Annotated in this window: 23 protein-coding genes; 11 read left to right on the forward strand and 12 right to left on the reverse strand. The window is 42.9% G+C overall.

Annotated features, from left to right (window positions below):
* The first annotated feature begins 101 nt into the window (after positions 1 to 101).
* A complete protein-coding gene (hemE, locus tag C9J40_RS14580; protein WP_005372689.1) occupies positions 102 to 1,169 on the forward strand; it encodes a uroporphyrinogen decarboxylase in 1,068 nt (355 codons plus the stop codon).
* 59 nt (positions 1,170 to 1,228) lie between these two features.
* Here the strand turns inward: hemE and C9J40_RS14585 are convergent, their stop codons facing one another.
* Positions 1,229 to 1,816 carry a uracil-DNA glycosylase family protein gene (locus C9J40_RS14585; RefSeq protein ID WP_107247343.1) on the reverse strand — a complete coding sequence of 196 codons (588 nt, stop codon included), beginning with the start codon at positions 1,814 to 1,816 and terminating at the stop codon, positions 1,229 to 1,231.
* Between the two features lie 31 nt (positions 1,817 to 1,847).
* The gene (locus C9J40_RS14590) at positions 1,848 to 2,759 is read right to left on the reverse strand and encodes a D-2-hydroxyacid dehydrogenase (protein WP_107247309.1); all 912 of its coding nucleotides are present in this window, start codon (positions 2,757 to 2,759) and stop codon (positions 1,848 to 1,850) included.
* Positions 2,760 to 2,826: 67 nt separating this feature from the next.
* On the opposite strand from C9J40_RS14590, the gene C9J40_RS14595 reads away from it, so the two are divergent.
* The 3 genes from C9J40_RS14595 (at position 2,827) to brnQ (ending at position 5,312) form a co-directional block, all read left to right on the forward strand.
* Complete coding sequence (locus tag C9J40_RS14595; RefSeq protein ID WP_005372684.1) at positions 2,827 to 3,414, forward strand: YjaG family protein; 588 nt, start codon at positions 2,827 to 2,829, stop codon at positions 3,412 to 3,414.
* A gap of 352 nt (positions 3,415 to 3,766) precedes the next feature.
* The gene (locus tag C9J40_RS22350; protein WP_255418321.1) at positions 3,767 to 3,889 is read left to right on the forward strand and encodes a hypothetical protein; all 123 of its coding nucleotides are present in this window, start codon (positions 3,767 to 3,769) and stop codon (positions 3,887 to 3,889) included.
* A gap of 115 nt (positions 3,890 to 4,004) precedes the next feature.
* Complete coding sequence (gene brnQ / locus C9J40_RS14600; RefSeq protein WP_107207956.1) at positions 4,005 to 5,312, forward strand: branched-chain amino acid transport system II carrier protein; 1,308 nt, start codon at positions 4,005 to 4,007, stop codon at positions 5,310 to 5,312.
* A gap of 66 nt (positions 5,313 to 5,378) precedes the next feature.
* Here the strand turns inward: brnQ and C9J40_RS14605 are convergent, their stop codons facing one another.
* On the reverse strand, positions 5,379 to 6,437 hold the full coding sequence (locus C9J40_RS14605; protein ID WP_005372680.1) for a CNNM domain-containing protein: 1,059 nt from the start codon (positions 6,435 to 6,437) through the stop codon (positions 5,379 to 5,381).
* A gap of 226 nt (positions 6,438 to 6,663) precedes the next feature.
* On the opposite strand from C9J40_RS14605, the gene hupA reads away from it, so the two are divergent.
* Together hupA and C9J40_RS14615 are read left to right on the forward strand one after the other, a co-directional pair.
* Positions 6,664 to 6,936, forward strand: coding sequence for a nucleoid-associated protein HU-alpha (gene hupA, locus C9J40_RS14610; protein WP_005372678.1), 273 nt, complete (start codon positions 6,664 to 6,666; stop codon positions 6,934 to 6,936).
* A 43-nt stretch (positions 6,937 to 6,979) separates the two neighbouring features.
* On the forward strand, positions 6,980 to 7,666 hold the full coding sequence (locus C9J40_RS14615) for a DUF1481 domain-containing protein (protein ID WP_233217799.1): 687 nt from the start codon (positions 6,980 to 6,982) through the stop codon (positions 7,664 to 7,666).
* A 68-nt stretch (positions 7,667 to 7,734) separates the two neighbouring features.
* On the opposite strand, the gene purD is transcribed toward C9J40_RS14615, so the two are convergent.
* Both purD and purH read right to left on the reverse strand, forming a co-directional pair.
* Positions 7,735 to 9,024, reverse strand: a complete 1,290-nt coding sequence (gene purD, locus C9J40_RS14620) for a phosphoribosylamine--glycine ligase (protein ID WP_107247311.1) — start codon at positions 9,022 to 9,024, stop codon at positions 7,735 to 7,737.
* A gap of 105 nt (positions 9,025 to 9,129) precedes the next feature.
* Positions 9,130 to 10,722 (reverse strand): bifunctional phosphoribosylaminoimidazolecarboxamide formyltransferase/IMP cyclohydrolase, encoded by a 1,593-nt coding sequence (purH, locus tag C9J40_RS14625; RefSeq protein ID WP_045150142.1) that lies wholly within the window; start codon positions 10,720 to 10,722, stop codon positions 9,130 to 9,132.
* A 236-nt stretch (positions 10,723 to 10,958) separates the two neighbouring features.
* Here purH and zntR point away from each other — a divergent pair, with 236 nt between their 5' ends.
* Positions 10,959 to 11,426 carry a Zn(2+)-responsive transcriptional regulator gene (gene zntR, locus C9J40_RS14630; protein WP_107207960.1) on the forward strand — a complete coding sequence of 156 codons (468 nt, stop codon included), beginning with the start codon at positions 10,959 to 10,961 and terminating at the stop codon, positions 11,424 to 11,426.
* 10 nt (positions 11,427 to 11,436) lie between these two features.
* Here zntR and C9J40_RS14635 read toward each other — a convergent pair whose 3' ends face one another.
* Complete coding sequence (locus C9J40_RS14635; RefSeq protein ID WP_105061403.1) at positions 11,437 to 11,640, reverse strand: hypothetical protein; 204 nt, start codon at positions 11,638 to 11,640, stop codon at positions 11,437 to 11,439.
* Positions 11,641 to 11,821: 181 nt separating this feature from the next.
* On the opposite strand from C9J40_RS14635, the gene C9J40_RS14640 reads away from it, so the two are divergent.
* Complete coding sequence (locus C9J40_RS14640; protein WP_006647687.1) at positions 11,822 to 12,103, forward strand: pyrimidine/purine nucleoside phosphorylase; 282 nt, start codon at positions 11,822 to 11,824, stop codon at positions 12,101 to 12,103.
* 71 nt (positions 12,104 to 12,174) lie between these two features.
* Here C9J40_RS14640 and malI read toward each other — a convergent pair whose 3' ends face one another.
* The gene (malI, locus tag C9J40_RS14645; protein ID WP_107207961.1) at positions 12,175 to 13,200 is read right to left on the reverse strand and encodes a Mal regulon transcriptional regulator MalI; all 1,026 of its coding nucleotides are present in this window, start codon (positions 13,198 to 13,200) and stop codon (positions 12,175 to 12,177) included.
* Between the two features lie 286 nt (positions 13,201 to 13,486).
* Here malI and malX point away from each other — a divergent pair, with 286 nt between their 5' ends.
* The 3 genes from malX to C9J40_RS14660 all read left to right on the forward strand — a co-directional run bounded on the left by malX (position 13,487) and on the right by C9J40_RS14660 (position 18,258).
* A complete protein-coding gene (malX, locus tag C9J40_RS14650) occupies positions 13,487 to 15,067 on the forward strand; it encodes a maltose/glucose-specific PTS transporter subunit IIBC (protein ID WP_107207962.1) in 1,581 nt (526 codons plus the stop codon).
* Positions 15,068 to 15,138: 71 nt separating this feature from the next.
* Positions 15,139 to 16,317 carry a MalY/PatB family protein gene (locus tag C9J40_RS14655; protein WP_107207963.1) on the forward strand — a complete coding sequence of 393 codons (1,179 nt, stop codon included), beginning with the start codon at positions 15,139 to 15,141 and terminating at the stop codon, positions 16,315 to 16,317.
* Between the two features lie 303 nt (positions 16,318 to 16,620).
* The gene (locus C9J40_RS14660; protein WP_107247312.1) at positions 16,621 to 18,258 is read left to right on the forward strand and encodes a methyl-accepting chemotaxis protein; all 1,638 of its coding nucleotides are present in this window, start codon (positions 16,621 to 16,623) and stop codon (positions 18,256 to 18,258) included.
* Positions 18,259 to 18,369: 111 nt separating this feature from the next.
* Here C9J40_RS14660 and fis read toward each other — a convergent pair whose 3' ends face one another.
* The 5 genes from fis to C9J40_RS14685 form a co-directional block, all read right to left on the reverse strand.
* On the reverse strand, positions 18,370 to 18,666 hold the full coding sequence (gene fis / locus C9J40_RS14665; RefSeq protein ID WP_005372656.1) for a DNA-binding transcriptional regulator Fis: 297 nt from the start codon (positions 18,664 to 18,666) through the stop codon (positions 18,370 to 18,372).
* A 23-nt stretch (positions 18,667 to 18,689) separates the two neighbouring features.
* Positions 18,690 to 19,655, reverse strand: a complete 966-nt coding sequence (dusB, locus tag C9J40_RS14670; protein WP_199187146.1) for a tRNA dihydrouridine synthase DusB — start codon at positions 19,653 to 19,655, stop codon at positions 18,690 to 18,692.
* Positions 19,656 to 19,831: 176 nt separating this feature from the next.
* Positions 19,832 to 20,716 (reverse strand): 50S ribosomal protein L11 methyltransferase, encoded by an 885-nt coding sequence (gene prmA / locus C9J40_RS14675; RefSeq protein WP_107207966.1) that lies wholly within the window; start codon positions 20,714 to 20,716, stop codon positions 19,832 to 19,834.
* Positions 20,717 to 20,879: 163 nt separating this feature from the next.
* Positions 20,880 to 22,337: a sodium/pantothenate symporter gene (panF, locus tag C9J40_RS14680; protein WP_107207967.1), complete on the reverse strand. Its 1,458-nt coding sequence runs from the start codon at positions 22,335 to 22,337 to the stop codon at positions 20,880 to 20,882.
* Positions 22,330 to 22,611, reverse strand: a complete 282-nt coding sequence (locus tag C9J40_RS14685; RefSeq protein WP_045084725.1) for a YhdT family protein — start codon at positions 22,609 to 22,611, stop codon at positions 22,330 to 22,332. Before C9J40_RS14685 ends, panF begins: the two co-directional genes overlap by 8 nt.
* Positions 22,612 to 22,729 lie beyond the last annotated feature (118 nt).

The following is a 22,729-nucleotide window of genomic DNA, read 5'->3' on the forward strand; positions in this document are numbered from 1 at the left end:
TTATCGTATCGTTATTTCCTATTGATAGAATAAGATATGTTCTATTTTGTTCTGAGTAATGAATGATACAATAAATGCAGAATTTACCCATGGAGTCTCAAATGAGCGAATTAAAGAATGACCGCTACCTACGTGCGTTGTTAAAACAGCCTGTTGATTACACGCCGGTGTGGATGATGCGCCAAGCGGGTCGTTATCTCCCAGAATACCGTGAAACACGTAGCGTTGCAGGTGACTTTATGTCGCTATGTAAGAACGCTGAGCTAGCAAGTGAAGTCACATTGCAGCCACTGAAGCGTTTCCCGCTTGATGCTGCTATCTTGTTCTCAGATATCTTGACGATTCCTGATGCAATGGGTCTTGGCTTATACTTCGAAGCTGGCGAAGGACCTAAATTCCAACGTCCTATTACTTGTAAAGCTGACGTAGATAAAATTGGTTTACCCGATCCTGAAGGTGAGCTGCAATACGTAATGAATGCCGTTCGTCAAATTCGTCATGATCTGCAAGGTGAAGTACCATTGATTGGCTTCTCTGGTAGCCCATGGACATTGGCGACTTACATGGTTGAAGGTGGTAGCTCTAAAGCTTTCACTAAGATCAAGAAGATGATGTATGCAGAGCCACAAACACTACACCTATTGCTAGATAAGTTAGCGGATAGTGTTACTGAATACCTAAATGCACAGATCAAAGCCGGTGCACAGGCTGTGATGGTATTTGATACTTGGGGTGGTGTGTTAACTCCACGTGATTACAACGAATTCTCGCTGCGTTACATGCATAAGATTGTAGATGGCTTAATTCGTGAAAATGAAGGTCGTCGTGTACCAGTTACGCTGTTCACTAAAAATGGTGGCATGTGGCTTGAGCAAATCGCAGCAACGGGCTGTGATGGCGTAGGCTTAGATTGGACCATTGATATCGCAGAAGCGAAACGTCGCATCGGTGATAAGGTTGCACTACAAGGTAATATGGATCCATCCATGCTTTATGCGCAACCTGAACGTATTCGTCAAGAAGTAGCAACGATTCTTGAAGGTTTTGGCGATGGTGGTACAGGCCATGTCTTTAACTTAGGTCATGGTATTCACTTGGATGTTCCGCCTGAAAATGCTGGTGTGTTTGTTGAAGCCGTGCATGAATTATCAAAGCCTTACCATAAGTAATTTGCCAAATTGATATGATAAAACTGAAACCCACGTAATTGCGTGGGTTTTTTTTATCTCTAAACTTGGTCTTTGATTGCTAAATGCTGGTGGACGTATTGGCGAATATAAGGGACGACGTCTAATTCAAACCATGGATTCTTTTTAAGCCAAATGGCATTACGAGGCGATGGGTGAGGCAATGGAATGTAGCGTGGTGCCCATTGTTGCCATTGCCTTACGGTTTCTGTGAGTGTTTTCGGCTTATCTTGTAAATAATAGTTTTGTGCGTATTGTCCGATCAGTAATGTCATACCGATATTAGGCATCAGATCAAGCACTGGCTGATGCCATTTTGGTGCACACTCTGGGCGAGGCGGTAAATCACCAGTTTTCCCTTTTCCGGGATAACATAAACCCATCGGCATAATGGCAATGTGTTCTGGGTTATAGAAGGTATCTTTGTCCAACCCAAGCCATTGGCGTAGACGATCACCGCTAGGATCATTGAATGGGATCCCTGTTTGATGGACTTTTAATCCGGGCGCTTGTCCAATAAGCAATAACCTAGCTTTAGAGCTAAATTGAATCACAGGCCGTGGTACTAGGTGATCTTTGCAGATCTCGCAGTGGTGAATAAGATCGCGTAAGTTATCAACTTGTTTCATCTTAGTTGTACGTTCAAATATAGTTGCACTTTTAATATCCACTTTTAAAATCAATAAGATAATTTAGATCTTGCTGTTGTTTAAAGCGGAGGTAATTAGTTTTGAATATCTCTATGACTTGTTCTGGAAAACTTTCCGCCGCTATATGTGGAGTGATACTGATTTTTGGATGATGCCAAAAAGGATGATCTTGGTTAAGTGGCTCTTGCTTGAACACATCAAGGTAAGCATGGTTGAGTTGTTTATTATCAAGCGCATTAATTAAGTCTGATTCAACAACAGTATTACCTCTACCAACATTGAAAAAAAGTGCATTACGACAGTGCGACCAGCATTGTTGGTTATAGATATCATTCGTGTGTTCTGTTGATGGCAGAATAGAAACAATCACATCAGCCTTGCTGAGTGCGTGCTGCAATTCTGTAATTGGATATGTTTGAGTAAAATCAGTAGAGGCTGATAAGCCTTGCCTGTTGACACCAATGACCGAGAAGTTCAATGCTTTTGCCGTTTTTGCGAGTATACAGCCGATGCTTCCTGTTCCTATGATTACCATGGTTTTACCACTGACAGATTGATAAGGGATTGGCTGCCATAAAGATTGTGTTTGTTGCTGTGCGTATTGGTGGAAGTGACGATAGTAATTAAGGCACTGACCAATAACATATTCACTGATCAAAGGGCCAAAATATCCTTTAACGTTAGTGAGTAAATAATCTTGTCGTAGATAAGGTTTAATGAGGGCATCAATACCTGCAAATGTTGATTGTAACCACTTTAGTTTGGGTAATTGTTCGAGTTGGTTGGCGATCAAAGGAGGATCCGCTAGAATTATGCTTGCTTGCGAAGGATCATCGGTTAAGCAAAGGTCCGGTAACTGCGCCTGTGCCAATAATTGGGTATAGCGTTGTTGTTGCTTTGATATTACTGAAACTTTGATCATGCTTTTCCTTTAGCCTTATTCGTTTATCAAGTAAACTTCACTTCAAATCACTACTGTAGATTATCTCATGCTTAAAAATCCGATCCAGTTACGCTTAGAAAAATTAGAACCGTGGCAACACCTGACATTTATGGTGTCTTTGTGTGAGCGTATGTACCCAAATTATGTATTTTTCTGTGCAGAAACAGGATTTGCTGATTCTTATAAATATCGAGTGATCTTAGATAGCGTCTGGGAGATTTTGACCGTTAAAAACGCCAAAATTAACTTCGAGAATCAGCTAGAAAAATTAGAAGATATGGTGCCAAGCGAAGATGAGTTTGATATCTACGCGGTAAGCCCTGCGATTGATGCGTGTGTTGCACTTGCTGATCTTCTGCATGCGATGTTAGATCGTGATCTTATGATGGAAACAGTGATCAAACTAAGTGCTTTATCGGCAGAAACTGTTGCTAATCTTGAGTACGCACAAACAGGTATCGAGATCACTAACGATAATCAAAAAGAAAATGAAGCAGTATGTGCGGAATGGGATACCCAGTGGGCGATTTTCCGTGCATTAAAAGAAGCAGAAACACGTGATATTGAATTGATTAAAGATCTTCGTGCAGAGTTGCGTGATGAGCCTGTCAGTAATATCGGTATTGAGCTCTAACAGCTAATATCGCCATGACAGTAAAAAAAGAGCCTAAGGGCTCTTTTTTTGTATCGGGTGAAAGTGCGTTGTTCAGCATAAAAATATTTCGTTATATAAGCAAAATATCGTAGAAAAGACGGTTATTTCATCATTTGTATTGTTTGTGTTTCAGTATGTTTGGGGTTTGTGAAGTTTTTAGTTCTGGTTTTTAATTTAAACGCCAGTGAATATCACTGCTTGGTGATTTAAATTTGCACCATTACACTTATTTTATTTTGGCTATTGTAATTCGATCCCTTCACCGTTTATAACGTTACAGCGCCGTAGCACATTGTTTATGGCAATAATGGTTTATTCACGAGGAGGTACAATGCATACATTTATAGCAATGACATTCGCTACCTGTTTTTGTGGTCGTAATATTACTGCGCAATATGCGATGTGTGACGGTAATATCCGCCAACTCCTCATGCTCTCTCTAAAACGTATTTAGAGCTGGCTGCTTATATTTAAACATTACTGTCAGCTTGCGAAGAAGCTGATAGGTCCTTTGAAACATATTCCCATCTCGCTTCCTCCAAGCTGAAAGTCACAATCAAAGGAATACTATGTTAAGTGCACGCAATATTGCCGCATTAGGCTTTATGACATTCGCCATGTATTTAGGCGCGGGAAACTTAATCTTCCCTCCATTCTTAGGTTATCAAGCTGGTGATAACTTTCTAAGTGGCATGACAGGCTTTCTTTTAACTGGAGTGGGTTTACCTGCGATTGCGCTGGTGATTGTCGCTTGGGTTCGAGGCTCTGATAACTTAACCGCTGCATTACCGAAACCTTTAGCAACTAGCTTTTGGGTGATGTTGTTTATTGTGATTGGTCCTGCTTTTATTATTCCTCGTACGATCACCGTGGCTTACCAATTTAGTCTTGCTCCCTTCATGGGTGATGTTGGTCTTATTCCTTTTTCTATAGCATTTTGTATCGCCGCTATTTTGTTCTCGTTATATCCCGGTAAGCTGGTGGACACTTTAGGTAAATGGTTAACGCCAATACTGCTAACGATTTTAGGTGTGATGGCTGTTGTCGCTATTTTATATCCTTCAGGTTATGTCACTGAAGCGACGGGAGCTTATGTTAATGGGGCGATGGCTGAAGGTTTAACCCAAGGTTATATGACGATGGATGCATTAGGATCGATTGGTTTTGGCTGGGTTATCTTCCGTGCTATTGAAGGTATGGGCGTTAAAGAGCCTAAAGCCATTGCAAAATACACCTTAATTGCGGCGCTTATGTATTCAAGTGCAATGGCATTAGTGTACTTGTCTCTTGCTTATATTGGCGTAACAAGCGAAGGGCTGGGATTAAACTTCACTAATGGTGGTGAGATCTTAACCGCTTTCACCAATTATCATTTTGGTGTGTTTGGTACTTTGTTATTAGGTGCGGTATTGGTATTGGCGTGCTTAACAACAGCGATTGGGGTGACAACTGCGGGGAGTGAGTTTTATAGCCGTACTTTCACACCGGTGACCTATCGTAAAAGTGTTATTGTGATCATGGTGCTATCAGGCATTATTGCTAACGTTGGCTTATCGCAATTGTTGAAAGTGACATTACCTGTGGTTGTTGCGTTACACCCTATTGCGATTTCATTACTGATTATTGCACCACTGCGTCATCAGTTATCACAAAAGATGGTATTGGCAACCTTAGCCGTTGCGATGATTTTTGGCTGTATTGATGCAACGCATATTCTTGAAGCGATGCCAGCACAGATGGATAAGATACTAGAGGCTAACCTACCGTTATATCACTATTACGCAGGTTGGATTTTGCCGACGGTAATCACCTTGGTTATCGGATTAATTGCGCAGCGTTTGACAGTAAAACGCCAAGTACTGACTAAAGAATACTAATGTACTGAGTGGTTTAAAGAGATAATAAAAAAGGGACCGAAAGGTCCCTTTTTTCATGATGGAGGATTATTTTTCTTCATCATTATTTTGAATTACACCATGCTTTTTCTTCCACTTTTCCCAACGCTGGAAAGCCAGTTGCTGCATGTCAGTATTTTTATCGGCTTCATCGACAATTTCTTCACCTACCAGGCTTTCGAAAATATCTTCTAAGGTCACCAGACCTTGTACTGTGCCGTATTCGTCAACGATTAAGATAAGCTGTGAACGTTCCTGCATTAAGCGCTCAAAAGCCTTAGGTACGCTAACGTTATTCATAATAACGGGTAGTGGGCGCATTAATACACCGAGTTCTTGGCCCCCTTTACCCGCTTGGCTTTCAGCAAATAGCTCTAGGCGGTGAACGAAACCGACAATGTTGTCACTCTGCTCGCTATATACCAATGGACGAGAGAACGGGCTATTTTTATGCTGAGACAAGAATTCATTAATGGTTTGCTCTGCATCAACACGGAATAGCACCGGACGTGGCGTCATAATTTTCGTTACGCTTACATCACGGAATTGCAGTAAGTTGGTTAGGATTTTTGACTCGCCTTCACCTAATTCACCTGTTTCGTGTGCTAATAACGCCATTGCTGAAATTTCATCACGTAATTTTGGTTGCTCATGACCGCGTGATAAACGACGAGTAATTTGCTCTGATACCCACACTAGAGGGATCAAAAGCAATACCATCCAACGCAACATAGTCGCTGAGAATGGTGCAAGTTGACGCCAGTAAGTTGCACCAATGGTTTTTGGCACAATTTCAGACAGTAATAAAATACCTATGGTTAATACGCCCGAGAACACACCTAACCATTCACTACCAAATACGATAGTCGCTTGTGCACCTGCGGTTGCAGCACCTATGGTGTGAGCGATGGTGTTTAGGGTCAAGATCGAGGCAAGAGGCCGATCAATATTATCTTTGAGCGCGGTGAGTTTTGCCGCCGCAGGGTGGTTTTGTTGGCGTAATGTGGCGATATAACTTGGTGAAATACTAAGTAACACCGCTTCTAATACGGAACAAATAAACGAAACACCAATCGCAACGGAGATGTAAATCGTAAGGAGTACCATGTCAACCTATCAGTAAATTAGCGAATATCAGCTATATTAATCGGGGCTGGGCAGAATAAATACAACTATTTTTATGCGGTATTTGGTAACATTTTGTGAACTTGCGCTCAGATTGTGGTTAAAGAGTCCGCACCTGAGTCGAATAAAGCAGACAAACCTTTGCCACACGGGCTTCTTTTGAATTAGAGTTGTCTCGTCTTACGAAAAACCTTAGAAGGGAAACCTAATGAACAAGACCCAACTGATTGACCTGATCGCAGAAAAAGCGGATCTATCTAAAGCACAAGCAAAAGCAGCTTTGGAATCTACTCTTGACGGCATTACTGATGCGCTAAAAGACGGTGACCAGGTTCAACTAATTGGCTTTGGTACATTTAAAGTAAACCATCGTGCAGCTCGCACTGGCCGTAACCCACAAACTGGTGCTGAAATTCAAATTGCTGCAGCTAACGTTCCTGCGTTTGTTGCTGGTAAAGCACTAAAAGATGCATTGAAGTAATTGTGATACCGCCAGAATGAATTATTCATCTGGCGGTTTTTTTATGTCTAAAATTTCATTTCTCTTTTCTTTTCTTCTTCCTCTCATTCTCACTGGATGTGTTGCAGGAAACCTTGCTGATAACACCGCATTGCCGATCACTAGAGTGAATGTTGCTGAGCAAAAAGTAGATGGTACATATATCTATTGGTATTTATCCCGTCAGAATGCTCCAGAGCGGCTAGGAGAGCGTGTGTACAGTACTAAGCAAGGTGATTATCAAAGTGATTACCAATGGCAGTCAGGTAAGCTTAAAACGCTGTTACAACAGGGTGAGCGGTTAATCGATGGACAGCAAGTTCCCTTTGAATTACAACTTCGCTTCGATAGCCAAGGCGTCGCAGTTTATCAACGCTATAAAGAAGATGGGCATATCTTACCGTTAACGACAAATGAAATAACGGAGCTCAAACAGCACAGCGAATATTTAGTCCATCGGATTGAACGACTAAAAAGATCAAAACAGTATTTTGAGCAAGGCTATAGACAGCAACAACAGCAGATCTCTTGTCAAACTCAACAGCCGATCACGATTGATGATCCTAATGTATTATCCGCATTTTCCCCATCGGGATATTGGACGGCTATTGGCGAGCAGAAAAACGGTAGGTTAAGAATTCATAAGTTGTTATCGGGTGTGGTGAGTGAGACTTGTCTACAAGCACCGACACTGATTGATACGAAGCAATAAATGCTTGCAAAAAAGACAATAAAAAACGCGCTGATTAAGCGCGTTTTTTAACTTAGGGAGAATGCGTTTTATTGCTGTTGCTCACGAGCAATAGCGCGATAACCAATATCGTCACGATGGAACATGCCATCCCACGAAATTTGTTTTGCCAACGTATAAGCACGCTGTTGTGCTTCTAAGACAGTATCGCCCATCGCGGTTGCACACAGCACACGACCACCGTTAGTGACGATATCGCCTTGATTATTCGTTGTGCCGGCGTGGAAGACTTTCTCGCCAGCCACTTCTTGTTGCGGCAAGCCTGAAATCACATCACCCTTGTTGTAGCTTGCTGGATAGCCGCCAGCGGCTAAAACAACACCGATAGAAGCGCGTGGATCCCATTTCGACTCTACGGTATCTAGCTTGCCATCAATCGCTGCTAAACATAGCTTAACCAAATCAGACTGCATACGTAACATGATAGGTTGAGTTTCCGGATCACCAAAGCGACAGTTGTATTCGATCACTTTTGGGGTGCCATCGCTCATGATCATCAAGCCAGCATAAAGGAAACCTGTATAAGGTGCGCCTTCTGCGGCCATCCCTTCAACTGTTGGGTAGATCACTTCTTTCATCACGCGGTCATGGATATCTTGTGTTACAACAGGGGCTGGTGAATAAGCGCCCATGCCACCCGTGTTAGGGCCAGTATCGCCATTTCCAACACGTTTATGATCTTGGCTGGTGGCCATAGGTAGAACGTTTTTACCGTCTACCATTACGATGAAACTGGCTTCTTCACCATCTAAGAACTCTTCGATAACTACGCGGTGTCCGGCTTCACCAAATGCATTGCCAGCGAGCATATCGCGTACGGCATCTTCGGCTTCTTGCTCTGTCATTGCGACAATCACGCCTTTACCTGCTGCTAAGCCATCCGCTTTTACTACAATCGGTGCGCCTTTTTGCTTTAAGTAAGCAAGAGCGGGGTCGATTTCAGTAAAGTTTTGATATTCCGCCGTTGGAATATTGTGGCGAGCAAGGAAGTCTTTAGTGAAAGCTTTAGAACCTTCAAGTTGTGCTGCGGCTTCTGTTGGACCAAAGATGGGCAGTTTAGCTGCGCGGAACGCATCAACCACACCAATAACCAGTGGCGCTTCTGGGCCGACAATGGTTAAACCAATTTGATTATTTTGCGCAAATTCAACTAATGCTGCGATGTCTTCAACACCAATCTCAACATTTTCCAGTTTAGGTTCAAGTGCTGTTCCTGCATTACCAGGAGCAATAAATACCGTTTCTACTTGTGGGTTTTGTGCAACTTTCCAGCCTAATGCGTGTTCACGGCCGCCGTTACCAATGATCAGTACTTTCATCGTTAATCCTTATTGCTTCGCGCTAAATACTTAAAAATCTCTGCTCTTTAAAAAAGAGCAGAGACTAAATCGATAGTTTTATTCACTTAAGTTTGTGATGACAACTTAGTGGCGGAAGTGGCGCATACCGGTAAATACCATCGCCATACCATGCTCGTCAGCAGCAGCAATGACTTCATCATCACGCATTGAACCACCCGGTTGGATAACACAAGTAATGCCTGCTTCTGCTGCGGCATCAATACCATCACGGAACGGGAAGAATGCATCTGATGCCATTACGCTACCCGCGACTTCTAGGTTTTCGTCAGCGGCTTTGATACCTGCAATTTTGGCAGAATAAACGCGGCTCATTTGGCCTGCACCAACACCGATGGTCATATTGCCTTTTGCATACACAATCGCGTTTGATTTCACGTATTTCGCTACTTTCCAGCAAAATAGTGCATCACGCAGTTCGTCTGTGGTTGGTTGACGTTTAGTGACAACGGTTAAATCATCAACCGATACCATACCTTGGTCACGGTCTTGAACCAATAAACCACCATTTACACGTTTAACGTCAAAACCCGTGGTTTTGGTTGTCCATTCGCCACACTCAAGAAGACGTAAGTTTTTCTTGGTTGCAACAACGGCTGCCGCCTCTGCTGATACTTTCGGCGCGATAATAACTTCGACAAATTGACGATCAACAATCGCTTGTGCAGTTGCTGCATCTAATTCACCGTTGAACGCAATAATGCCGCCAAATGCTGAGGTAGGGTCAGTTTTGTAAGCGCGATCGTAAGCTTCAAGTAAATTGTCCCCGAGTGCGACACCACATGGGTTAGCATGTTTTACAATCACACAAGCGGGTAAATCGAATTCTTTCACACACTCAAGTGCTGCATCTGTATCGGCGATGTTGTTGTATGATAGCGCCTTACCTTGAAGTTGCGTTGCCGTTGCGACAGAAGCTTCTTGTGGGTTGGCTTCAACATAGAATGCTGCTGCTTGGTGGCTGTTTTCACCATAGCGCATGTCTTGTTTTTTCTCGAATTGCTGATTGAAAGTGCGTGGAAACTTCGATTCCTCGTCACCTTCTTTGTTGTCGCCGTAAGATGGCACCATAGTACCAAAGTAGTTGGCGATCATACCGTCGTAAGCTGCAGTATGTTCAAAAGCTGAGATAGCTAAATCGAAACGTGTTGCCTGAGTTAGTGAGCCATTGTTGGTGCTAATTTCTGTTAGTACGCGGTCGTAATCGTGCGCATTAACGACAATCGCTACATCTTTATGGTTTTTTGCTGCAGAGCGAACCATTGTTGGACCACCGATGTCGATGTTCTCAACTGCGTCGGCGAGCGTACAACCGGCTTTGGCAACAGTTTCAGCAAAAGGATAAAGGTTAACAACAACCATATCGATAGGGTTAATACCGTGCTTTTCCATTACTTCGTCGTCAGTACCACGACGGCCTAGTACGCCACCGTGAACTTTTGGGTGAAGGGTTTTTACACGGCCATCCATCATTTCTGGGAAACCGGTGTAATCAGAAACTTCAGTGACTTGAATGTTTTTCTCGGCAAGTAAACGAGCGGTACCGCCTGTCGATAAGATTTCTACGCCGCGATTGGCAAGAGCCTGTGCGAATTCCACAATACCTGTTTTGTCTGATACGCTGATCAGTGCACGGCGAATAGGACGAGCGTTTTCCATGGCTACTATCTCTTTTAATTACACGGTGAATAGAATATTTCCCAAGACCAAGCCCATTTGGTGTGAATTGGTTTTGGGAAATATCCTGATTCTCATCACATCAACAAAGTTTGGGTGATGACAATAGTGATTTATCAATAATGGTCATTTGTGTGTAATGTGACCATTATTTTACATGAATAGGAAGATTACGCAAACGTTTGCTTTTTTGGGCGTCTTTAGGAGAAATGAGCAAGATGGCGATGTATTTGATTGGTCAATTAGCAAAGTTATGTCAGGTCAGTAGCGATACATTACGGTTTTACGAAAAAAATGATTTGCTCCAGCCTGCAGGCCGAAGCGACAGTGGTTATCGTTTATATAGTGATGATAATTTATCGCGAGTTAAATTTATCTTACGGGCCAAAGCTATTGGCTTAAGTTTGGAAGAAATTCGTGAGCTATTAGATATCCGACTGGAAGCTAGTCAACATAGTTGTGCGGAAGTAAAAGCGATCACCCAAGCTAAGCTTGACGAAGTGGATATGAAAATAAAGGAACTCTCGCGTATTCGACGCGCGTTAAAAAAGATCAATGATGCGTGTTGTGGCCATGTGGATGATGATGCGAGCCATTGCTCAATCCTTGAGGCCTTGAACGATAGCTGTGATACGCCAGATCCTATCGGTGACACCAAGTCATGTTGTTCAAGGCACAAGAAATAGAACGTATAAATTAATCGCTGGTGGCTTCTTTTGCATTTTGGATCGCATCTTTTGTGGTATCACGGAAAAAGTGTCCCGTTGCTTTGGTTGCATCACGGGTCGCGTGACCAATCTCAGTGAAGCCATCTTTAATATTTTGTTTATCGCTACTGCTACAACCAACTAATGGTAACGAAGCGATCAGTAGTACCGCTAAAACATGTTTATTTAACATCTGAGATCCCTTGATAAAATTTCAAAGACTAGTGTAGCGTTTTTTTATCATGAACCAAGTTAAATTCATGTCATGAATATCGTGATTAGCGTCATTATATTTCATTAGGGCATTGTGAAATTTTGTGATAATTTCCAGTCAAAAGCGTATCGCTAATACGAATTAAAGATAAGGAAAATCGATGTTAAAAGTAAATGAATATTTTGATAGCCAAGTAAAATCAATTGGCTTTGAATCTTCGGGTGATCATGTCAGTGTTGGCGTAATGGCACCTGGCGAATATACTTTTGGTACTGTAGCACCTGAGCGTATGACGGTGGTTAAAGGTGCATTAACTGTAAAACTACCAGGCCATGTTGACTGGGAAACTTACAACGCAGGCGATAACTTTGAAGTTCCAGGTGACAGTTCATTTAATGTGAAAGTATTGGTTACTACTGCTTATCTTTGTGATTACTTATAATTTTAAATTATAGTGATTATCTAAAAGCTTCACTTCGGTGGAGCTTTTTTGTTTGCCGCTGTTTGATATCTCTATGCCGATCCTCGTTCAATTAATTGTGGCGGTAAAATAAACTGTTGTGCCGTTTCATTATGAACCGTCATTTTTGCGAGTAACCGTTGTCCTGCAAGTTGACCCATTTGTCGCGTAGGAGAGCTGATCATGGTTAGGCTTGGCTGAGTTAAAGCCGCTTCAGGGGTATCATCAAACCCAATTAAGCCGATTTGTTGACCAATATAGTTATCTTTTCCGACACTTTTCCCTACCCGTTGAATACCATACATCGCCCCTAATGCAATGGCTGGTCGGTGGCATAATAGCGCGGTAATTTTAGGATGCTGAGTTAGCAGTTGTTGAACATGATCCGCGGCTTGGCACTGGTTATTCTGAGCTTCAATTATCCATTCATTTTTAAACGGTAAGCCATATTGCATTAATGTCGTGCCATAGCCGCCAATACGCTCAGCACGGGTGAGTGAGTCACTGCTGCCACCAATATACGCAATATGACGATGACCTTGTTGGATCAAGTGCTGAGTTGCAAGGATTGCGGCTTGATGATTATCAGGCCCAATATAATCGACCTCATTATTCACGGCGGAGCGGGCCAAGCAAACCGCAGGAATATTGGCTTGTTTTGCCATTTCGAGTACTTTGTTGGTTGCTTCTCTTACCGGGCTAAATGCAATACCTGCGACACCTTGTTGGATCATCGATTGGACACATTGGATTAATTTGTCTGCTTGATGGTTGGACTGAGCAAGAAATAACATATGGTCATGTTGTTCAAGCTCATCGCTTAACCCTGCCGTGACTTCGGTATAAAAGGGATCTGTAATATCCGCTAAGATCCAGCCGATCAAATTTGAGTGATTGGATCGTAAATTCGCTGCGGCGTTATTGCGAACATAGCCTAAGGCTTCAACTGCTTGATTGACCTTGTCGATTGTCGCTTTTGATATACGGCCTTTATTGCCCAGCACCAAAGAAACAGTAGAAACGGAGACGCCGGCATAGTCGGCAACATCGGTGATCTTTACTTTGCTTGATTTAGCCATTAGATAGTTAATTACCCTGTATTTATCTATCAATATAAAACGTTATATCTATAATCCGAATATTAACAGGATCACAGTTTTTAATATGTGTTATGGCGCGAGATATGTTCCGTGATCTCGATGCCGATAAAAGTTGATAAAACGTTTTATCATTTATTTCGTAATTCAGCAAAAGCGTTGGCAGAAGTTTTGAGCTCATCTTCGTCGACGTTTTTTTTCAACAAAGTGATAAAACGTTTTACCACTTTGTTTTTGACGAAGATAAAACAGTGATCAGGTGACAATGATGTCTAAATCTGCAAATAAAACAACGCTATGGGAATTTTTCCAAAGCTTAGGTAAAACGTTTATGTTGCCAGTGGCACTTTTGGCGTTTTCCGGTATTTTACTGGGTATTGGTAGCTCGTTATCAAGTGCTGCAGTAAAAGAAAGTATGCCTTTTCTTGATAATACCGTACTGCAATTGCTGTTCATGTGGATGACCAAAGTTGGTTTGGTTGCATTTATCTATTTACCTATCATGTTTGCCGTAGCCATTCCTCTTGGCCTTGCTCGTGAAGAAAAAGGTGTTGCCGCGTTTGCCGGTTTTGTTGGTTACGCAGCACTTAACTTATCGATTAATTTTTACCTAACAGTGGCTGGCGTATTAGGCAATGCGACCGAAGAAAAAGCCTACGGTGTGAAGTCTGTTTTAGGCATAGAGTCGATTGATACTGGCATTTTAGGCGCGGTGATCGTCGGTATTATTGTGGCGAAACTGCATGCACGTTTCTATACCTACAAAATGCCTGATGCATTAGCTTTCTTTGGTGGCGCGCGTTTTGTTCCGATCATCTCAACCTTAACGCTCGGTGTGGTTGGTCTATTAGTACCGCTAGTATGGCCTTACTTTGCTATGGGTATTAATGGTATTGGTAGCTTAATCTCTCACTCAGGCCCATTTGGTCCATTCCTTTTCGGTACCGGTGAGCGTTTGTTATTGCCATTTGGCTTACACCACATTCTTGTTGCATTGGTGCGTTTTACGGAAGCGGGTGGCACGATGGATGTGTGTGGTAACACGGTAAGTGGCGCATTAAATATTTTCTATGCAGAGCTTTCTTGCTCAACAACTAATGGCTTCTCTAACTCGGCAACATCATTCTTGTCGCAAGGTAAAATGCCTGCTTTCCTTGGTGGATTACCCGGTGCTGCTCTTGCGATGTACCACTGTGCTCGCGTTGAAAATCGCAGCAAAGTAAAAGCGTTATTGTTATCAGGTGTGGTTGCGTGTGTGATTGGTGGTATCACAGAGCCATTAGAATTCTTATTCCTGTTCGTTGCACCAGCACTGTACTTTGTTCATGCTATTTTAACAGGTGTTGGCTTTATGGCGATGCACCTATTAGGCGTAACGATTGGTAATACTGATGGCAACATTATCGACTTTTTGATTTTCGGTGTACTTCAAGGTACGGCAACGAAATGGTACTTAGTACCTCTTGTTGCTGCAGTATGGTTTGTGATGTATTACAGCGTATTCCGCTTTGTGATCACTCGCTTTAATTTAAAAACTCCAGGCCGTGAAGTGGCTGATGTAAAAGATGAGTTAGCCTTTGCGGAAACGGGTGAGAAAACGACGGGTTACAAAGGTAATATTATTTTAGAAGCACTGGGTGGTGCTGCAAACATTACGTCACTGGATAACTGTATTACTCGTTTACGTTTATCGGTTAATGATATGAGTTTAGTGAATGACGCCGTACTCAAAGCTAACGGTGCGTTGGGGGTCGTTAAGCTTGACGATCATAACTTACAAGTCGTGATTGGGCCTCAGGTGCATATGGTCAAAAATGAAATGCAGGGCTTAATGCCAGCGACGGCATAATATGATTGCGGAGCCTAGTGCTCCGCTTTTTTGTTTTGGATAACTGTTTTTGCTTGTTGCAAGAGGTTGATATGTTTGATTTCTCTACCCCAGTTAACCGTTATGGTACCTATTGTACCCAGTGGGATTATGTTGAAGATCGGTTTGGTGAAGCGGATTTATTGCCGTTTACTATTTCTGATATGGATTTCGCCGTTGCGCCATGTATTGAGAAAGCGTTATCTGAGCGATTAGCACATGGTGTATTTGGCTATAGCCGATGGAATCATGATGATTTTAAATCTGCGATCACAGGATGGTTTTCACGCCGCTATCATAGTCCAATCAATCCCGAGCATATTGTGTATGGTCCATCGGTGATTTACATCATTTCGCAATTAGTGATGCAGTGGACAAAGCAGGGGGAAGGAGTCCTCATTCATACTCCAGCCTATGATGCGTTTGGTAATATGTTAGCGGCTAATGATCGTCTCATGCTAACAAGCCCGTTGTTAAAAACGGCTGGTGGCAGTTATGAGATTGATTGGGCACAATTTGAAGCACAAGCGGCAAAATCAAACTGTAAAGTGTTATTACTGTGTAGTCCACAAAATCCAACTGGAAGAGTATGGACACGTGATGAACTCAGCCGTATGGCACAGATCTGTTTGCAACATCAGGTGAAAGTGATCTCCGATGATATCCATATGGATATGGCATTTAATGATTATATTCCTTGGCCTGAAGTGGCATTAGATGATAATTGGGCGTTGGTTTCTTCAGGATCAAAGTCATTTAATATTCCTGCATTAACGGGCGCATATGCGTTTATTGCCGATCAAACGGTGCGTGAACGGTACCTTACTCAGTTAAAAGCGGCACATGGTTTATCTTCACCGTCGATTTTAGGCGTTATAGGACATATTGCCGCTTATAACCAAGGTGAAGTATGGCTCGATAGTTTAAAAGACTACCTTCAAGCTAACCTTTGTTATGTCGCAGAGCAGTTAAATCAGGCCTTTCCTGAGTTGAATTACCAAGTGCCTGAGGGGACATATTTAGCGTGGATTGATTTAACGCCATTGAGCGTGGATATGGATGCCCTACAACAACGTCTAATTAGTCATTACAAAGTCGCCATTATGCGCGGTGATACCTATGGTCAAGAAGGGCAAGGCTATGTTCGTTTGAATGTCGGTTGTCCTCGTAGCAAAGTAGAAATAGGTCTCAAGGCATTGATGAGTGCATTGCATGATCTAAAACATCAATAGAATATTGCTTGTTTTATAACTAAGAAAAGCTTCGCGTCGGCGGAGCTTTTTTGTATCTGTTATTGCCACTCACTTTTAGAGATCAAGCGTTTTATCAATTGCGCCTTTATATGACATGTAACGCATATGTTGGATTTATAAAAATTATCTGGAGAGAAAGCATTATAGTAACAGTATTTAGCAAGGTTGAGTTCTGGTTAATCACGCCTAACATGTTGCTTTAGATACTTAGAGCCTAATTGATCTTGTCGTTATAGCGAAACTATTTCATGACTAAACGTAATAAGTAGGATAGGGAGTTCTATGAATCTATCGTTAACACATGCATCAATTAGTACCAAAGCTTGGATCATATGGCTGTTATTTGCCATCGGTCTTATTTCTATTTCTGCATTAAATATTTCCTCAACTAATCAACATATGCGAGCTAATTATGAGGGAGGTATTAAGCAAATAGTAGAAGGGGCGGTAGGAGTGGTTAATTACTATCATGCACTTAGCTCCAATGGCACATTGAGCGAAGAAGAAGCGAAAAAACAGGCTTTAGCGGCAATTAACGCAATGCGTTTTGATGGCGGAAATTATATTTTTGCGGGAAATAAGGAAGGCTATCAAATCGCAACCCGTTTTGATGAAATGATGGGGACTGACATTCTGTCACTAACAGACGGTAATGGACGACGATTCGTCGAAGAGCTTTACAGTGTCGGTAAGCAAGGTGGTGGTTTTGTTGATTATATGTGGAAGTCATCGTCAGATCCTAATCAACTGATTTTAAAAACGAGCTATGCTGACTATTTTCATCCTTGGGGCTGGATGATTGGCGCAGGAATGAATATCAAAGCCTTAAACCAAGATATTCAAGCTAGCCAATGGCTATCGTTTGTGAATGTTGCTGTTATTTTGGCAATACTGTCATTATTGATGGCGTATTTTATTCGTAGTATTACTTTGCCAATTAAAAAAACCGTTGCTGCGATGCGCGATCTATCAACCGGTGAAGGTGATTTAACTCAGCGTCTTAAAGAAGAGGGCGGTCCTGAATTAACGGCACTTGCGAAACATTTTAATCGCTTTGTTATTTCTATTCAGGCCATTATCCATAATATTAGTGATGCAGGTTCACAACTGACTCACTCTTCGCGTTGTTTATCACAATCAGTGTTATCGATGGATAGTAATTTAAATCAACAGAAAGAAGACACCGATCAACTCGTGGGGTCAATGGGGGAAATGCTCACTGCGGTTGAAGAAATTGCAGGCAGAACCGTTGATGCCACTGATTTTAGTATTAAAGCAGCGAAACAAACAGAAGCCAGTAAAGTGATTATTCAGCGTAATATTGAAGAGTCACAATTGCTCGCATTAGATATTGGTGAAGCCAGTAAAGTGATCACCCAACTAGCAACAGATAGCCGTAATGTCGATACCGTGTTGGAAGTGATACGTGGCATTGCAGAGCAGACCAACTTATTAGCGTTAAATGCTGCGATAGAGGCTGCAAGAGCCGGTGATGCAGGGCGAGGCTTTGCTGTTGTTGCTGATGAAGTTCGCACCCTATCACAGCGCACACAAGAGTCGACGATTGAAATTCAAACCATTATTGAAAAATTACAACAAGGTGCGGAGCAAGCGGTTGGTGTCATGAATCAGGGGGCTGAAAAAGCCCAGAATGCGTCAAAGATTTCTGCATCGGCAGGGGAAGCGTTGAATTTAATTGTTGAAGAAGTTCATGCGATACAAGGGATGAATCAGCAGATCTCAGCCGCAACAGAGCAGCAATCATTAACCGTTAATAGTATTAATCAAAATGTGGCAAGTTTGAATGATAGCTCGATATCATTGTCGACTGAATCTAATCAGATGTCGTCATCGAGTGAAGAGCTCAATCAAATTTCGGAAGATCTAATGGTGACGATTCAGCGTTTTAAACTGCATTAAAGTAGGACTATTATGTTTTATTTAGCATGACAGTACCGAATAGCAGCCAATAAAAAAGCCATGCCTGAAATACAGGGATGGCTTTTTTATCAATAACTTAAACTAAATGTATTAGTTCATGCCATATTTTTTAAGCTTCTTACGTAGCGTACCACGGTTGATACCCATCATGGTTGCAGCGCGAGTTTGGTTACCGCGAGTGTACTGCATGATAGTGTCTAATAGTGGTTGTTCAACTTCTGCAAGCACAAGCTCGTACAGATCGTCGACTTCCTGACCATTTAATTGAGCAAGGTAGTTTTTAAGGGATGCCTTCACTGAATCACGTAATGGTTTCTGTGTGATTTGGTCTTGTGAAGTTACAGTTGTTACTGTTAACGCTTCGGAAGTCAGATTTTGTTCGAACATAATTCTGTAAGCTCTTCTAGTATTTATGCAACGTTTTCGAAGTAGCCTTGCAGCGCATCAAGTTGCTGTTGAGCATCCTCGAGTGCGTTGAAGGTCTGGCGGAAATCACCGGCTGGTGCATGTTCTTTCAAGTACCAAGACACGTGTTTACGTGCAATGCGCAGTCCTAGGTATTCACCGTAGAACTGGTGGAGTTCTTGAACATGTCCCAACATGATTTCACTGATCTCATCAATTGATGGGGCAGCGAGGTGTTCACCAGTTGTTAAGTAATGGTGGATTTCTCTAAAAATCCACGGCTTCCCTTGTGCAGGTCGGCCAATCATTAGAGCATCGGCACCCGTATAATCGAGTACAAAGCGTGCTTTTTCCGGGCTATCGATATCACCGTTAGCGATAACTGGGATCGAGATGGCTTGTTTCACCGCTCTAATGTAGTCATATTCCGCTTCACCTTTGTACATACATGCCTTGGTACGTCCGTGAAGGGCGAGGGCTTGTATGCCGCATTGCTCGGCGAGTTTGGCTATGTCGACACAGTTTCTATTTTCCAGATCCCAACCAGTACGGGTTTTAAGCGTAACTGGAACATCTACCGCATCCACCACTGTACGAAGAATGTCTTCGATAAGGTTGGGATATTGCAGTAGTGCAGAACCGGCTAATCGTTTGTTTACTTTCTTTGCTGGGCATCCCATGTTGATATCGATGATTTGCGCACCGTTTTCAACACTGAACTGCGCAGCTTCAGCCATCAACTTTGGATCAGCCCCTGCTATCTGAACCGAACGAATACCTGATTCACCTTCGTGAACCATACGATTGAGCGATTTAGACGTCTTCCAGAGATCTGGGTTCGACGACATCATCTCGCTAACTGCCATACCTGCACCGTAGCGAAGGCATAACTCACGAAATGGCCGATCGGTCACACCCGCCATAGGCGCGACTATCAGCTGGTTTTTAAGTTGATAAGGACCGATTTGCAAAATGTCTCTACCTGACTGTGCCAGTAAGGGCGCGCATTTTACGCATTTTTTGCTCTGCTGAAAAGGCCAATAATTGAGCATGATGATTTTGTTTGCCAAAATCGTATGATTTTCAATCAATTGACCGATTAAATTTATAAATAAAAATCAGCAGTAGTACCCAAAACTGCGTGTGATTATGCCTTACGGCCTGAGATGCGACACCACTCTTCACGTGCAATTACTGGGTCTAAAGCCAGTTCATCGCTGTAGTAGGTTGACACATCAGCCGCTTGGCTTTCTAGCACACCTGAGATCGCTAAGTCGCCACCGTCTTTAACAAGGCTCTTGATCACTGGTGATAGTTCACGCAGTGGGCCTGCAAGGATGTTAGCAACTACAACGTCAGCTTGAATACCTTGAGGCTGGTCTTGTGGTAGGTATAGCTCTAGATTGTCAGACACACCGTTACGTTCTGCGTTATCACGTGACGCTAAGATAGCTTGTGGGTCGATATCAATACCAATAACTTTTGCTGCGCCAAGTTTTAGTGCAGCAATCGCTAGAATGCCTGAACCACAACCAAAATCGATAACCGTTTTACCGGTTAGGTCTTGGCTGTCTAACCACTCAAGACAAAGTGATGTTGTTGGGTGAGTGCCTGTACCAAATGCTAGACCTGGGTCTAATAGTACGTTCACCGCGTCTGGCTCTGGCGCTTCACGCCAGCTTGGGCAGATCCATAGACGACGACCGAAACGCATAGGGTGGAAGTTATCCATCCACTCACGTTCCCAGTCTTTATCCTCTAACTGCTCGATTTTATAAGCAAAATCATCAGCAATTAATGGGCTGTTTTTAAGCATGTTCAGCACGAAATCCATGTCGGCTTCAGCATCATACAAACCAATTACATCGGTATCACCCCAAAGGCGGGTTTCACCTGGCATAGGCTCGAAAACTGGCGTGTCTTGTGCGTCTAGGAAGGTGACAGACAGAGCACCAGTCTCTTCCATTAGCATGTCGCCAATTGCTTCTGCGCTCTCTGCAGTTGCGTTCAGTTTAATTTGAATCCAAGGCATGGTTTATTCGCTTATTTTGTGACTACTTGAACATAGGGGGCGAAGTCTAGCATGAAATTTCACCAATCCCCATTATCAGATGCCATTCTAGGGATAAAAAAAAGATAGTACCGACTGGCACTATCTTTAATGTAGTTGATTATTTAGCGTGATATAGCCGATTTTAGTCGCTTAATTGCGGTGTTTCTACTTTTGTTGGTTTGGCATAGCTACCAACGACAAAAGCGATCAAACCTAATAACAGCGTTGGTACAATCGCATGAACGCCATTCATATCGGGTTTACTAAATGACAAAATAATGTAGCTACTCAAGCCGACGATCATGGAAGCAAAAGCGCCGGTTGCGGAGGCTTTTTTCCAATATAAGCCGAGTACCAGAGGCCACAAAAATACGGCTTGCAAGCTACCAAAGGCTAATAGGTTAAGCCAAATGATCATATCTGGTGGATTCATCGCAGCGATAAACACTAAGCCTGAGAAAATCCCTGTTACCCATAGTGATAATTTAGGTAGGCGCTTTTCAGCGTGTTCATTATTGGCAATGTTTGGATTGATATAGTTGATATATAAATCTTTGAGCAGTGTTGCTGAAGCTTGAATGAGTTGTGAGTCGATAGTCGACATAATCGCCGCCATTGGGCCTGCCAAGAACACACCGGCTACAACAGGTGGTAATACGGTTACCATAAGGGTTGGCATGATCTGATCGGGGCTAGCGATATCAGGCACGATAGCACGGCCTAATGCGCCTGCTAAGTGCATCCCAAACATCAGTAGCGCTACCATGATGGTACTGAGTACCATGCCTTTATGCAGTGAATTACTGTCTTTATAAGACATACAACGTACCGCAGCATGCGGCAAACCGATGACACCAAAACAGACCAAAATCCAAAAACTCAACATAAAGGGCTGACTCAGGAAATGATTTGGACCGTAAGGGGTAATTAACGCCGGATCAATATCGTGAAGCTTGGTGACTAATGCGCCGATACTTCCGCCCGCATGCACGATCCCAACCAGTAACGCAATGGTACCGATGATCATCATCAAGCCCTGTAAAGTATCAGTCATCACAACAGCACGAAAGCCACCAATTGTCGTGTATAGGCCTACGGTGATCGCAAAGATCATTAAGCCATGCATATACGATAGGCCTGTTACGGTTTGGAGCAGACGTGCACCACCGACAAACTGTACGACCATGGTGCCAAAGAAGGCGATCAGTAATGACAGTGAAGCAAAAATGACGACCCCACGGTTTTTATAGCGAGCATAAAGGATGTCATTAAGGGTTAATGCGTTATGACGTCTCGCTTCGATGGCAAATTTCTTACCGAGTACACCAAGGGTCAGCCATGCTGCGGGTAACTGGATCATCGCAAGTAATACCCAGCCTAAGCCCATTTTATAGGCAGCCCCTGGACCACCAATAAAGGTGCTGGCGCTGGCGTAAGTGGCTGCAAGGGTCATCGCAAGGACAAAGCCGCCCATGCTACGCCCACCGACTAGGTACTCGGTAAGAAAGTTTCCTTTGCTTTGAAAGCGTCGGGTGTAAAGTGCCATCGCAAAGACTGCGGCAAGGTACAGTACGATAGGAATAATGAGTTGGCTATTCATGGGGGTCTTCGTGGTTAATATCTAAAGGAAGATCTCGGTAGACGACTTTGACCATGACACCGCACATGACGGTAAAAATGATTGGGCCGACAATGCATGACATCAAGAACCAGAGTGGAAAGCCAAAATATAGGGTTGGCATGCTTAGATCACCGATGGCGGGCGCTAAGCCGTAGGCGGATAGGTACCACCAAAGAAAATAAGCTAACGCTAGTCCTATCGCCCAGAGTGCCTCTTTATGGGCTTGGCGATAGCGTGCTGAGAGCGTTTTCATGCTGTATCTCCAGTTGTTATCAAGTGTTTTCCTACTCAATACAGTGTAGTAACTAGTAGGGTTGGTCAAAAAGGTGGGCTATTGTGGCAAAAGATACTGTGTTATGCCATGTGAACCG

This window comes from Photobacterium sp. GB-72 (assembly GCF_003026095.1).
Lineage (GTDB): Bacteria > Pseudomonadota > Gammaproteobacteria > Enterobacterales > Vibrionaceae > Photobacterium.

Coding starts and splice junctions, on each gene's coding strand:
- hemE (WP_005372689.1), top strand. CDS start 102: ATGAGCGAATTAAAGAATGACCGCTACCTACGTGCGTTGTTAAAACAG.
- C9J40_RS14585 (WP_107247343.1), bottom strand. CDS start 1,816: ATGAAACAAGTTGATAACTTACGCGATCTTATTCACCACTGCGAGATC.
- C9J40_RS14590 (WP_107247309.1), bottom strand. CDS start 2,759: ATGATCAAAGTTTCAGTAATATCAAAGCAACAACAACGCTATACCCAA.
- C9J40_RS14595 (WP_005372684.1), top strand. CDS start 2,827: ATGCTTAAAAATCCGATCCAGTTACGCTTAGAAAAATTAGAACCGTGG.
- C9J40_RS22350 (WP_255418321.1), top strand. CDS start 3,767: ATGCATACATTTATAGCAATGACATTCGCTACCTGTTTTTGTGGTCGT.
- brnQ (WP_107207956.1), top strand. CDS start 4,005: ATGTTAAGTGCACGCAATATTGCCGCATTAGGCTTTATGACATTCGCC.
- C9J40_RS14605 (WP_005372680.1), bottom strand. CDS start 6,437: ATGGTACTCCTTACGATTTACATCTCCGTTGCGATTGGTGTTTCGTTT.
- hupA (WP_005372678.1), top strand. CDS start 6,664: ATGAACAAGACCCAACTGATTGACCTGATCGCAGAAAAAGCGGATCTA.
- C9J40_RS14615 (WP_233217799.1), top strand. CDS start 6,980: ATGTCTAAAATTTCATTTCTCTTTTCTTTTCTTCTTCCTCTCATTCTC.
- purD (WP_107247311.1), bottom strand. CDS start 9,024: ATGAAAGTACTGATCATTGGTAACGGCGGCCGTGAACACGCATTAGGC.
- purH (WP_045150142.1), bottom strand. CDS start 10,722: ATGGAAAACGCTCGTCCTATTCGCCGTGCACTGATCAGCGTATCAGAC.
- zntR (WP_107207960.1), top strand. CDS start 10,959: ATGGCGATGTATTTGATTGGTCAATTAGCAAAGTTATGTCAGGTCAGT.
- C9J40_RS14635 (WP_105061403.1), bottom strand. CDS start 11,640: ATGTTAAATAAACATGTTTTAGCGGTACTACTGATCGCTTCGTTACCA.
- C9J40_RS14640 (WP_006647687.1), top strand. CDS start 11,822: ATGTTAAAAGTAAATGAATATTTTGATAGCCAAGTAAAATCAATTGGC.
- malI (WP_107207961.1), bottom strand. CDS start 13,200: ATGGCTAAATCAAGCAAAGTAAAGATCACCGATGTTGCCGACTATGCC.
- malX (WP_107207962.1), top strand. CDS start 13,487: ATGTCTAAATCTGCAAATAAAACAACGCTATGGGAATTTTTCCAAAGC.
- C9J40_RS14655 (WP_107207963.1), top strand. CDS start 15,139: ATGTTTGATTTCTCTACCCCAGTTAACCGTTATGGTACCTATTGTACC.
- C9J40_RS14660 (WP_107247312.1), top strand. CDS start 16,621: ATGAATCTATCGTTAACACATGCATCAATTAGTACCAAAGCTTGGATC.
- fis (WP_005372656.1), bottom strand. CDS start 18,666: ATGTTCGAACAAAATCTGACTTCCGAAGCGTTAACAGTAACAACTGTA.
- prmA (WP_107207966.1), bottom strand. CDS start 20,716: ATGCCTTGGATTCAAATTAAACTGAACGCAACTGCAGAGAGCGCAGAA.
- panF (WP_107207967.1), bottom strand. CDS start 22,337: ATGAATAGCCAACTCATTATTCCTATCGTACTGTACCTTGCCGCAGTC.
- C9J40_RS14685 (WP_045084725.1), bottom strand. CDS start 22,611: ATGAAAACGCTCTCAGCACGCTATCGCCAAGCCCATAAAGAGGCACTC.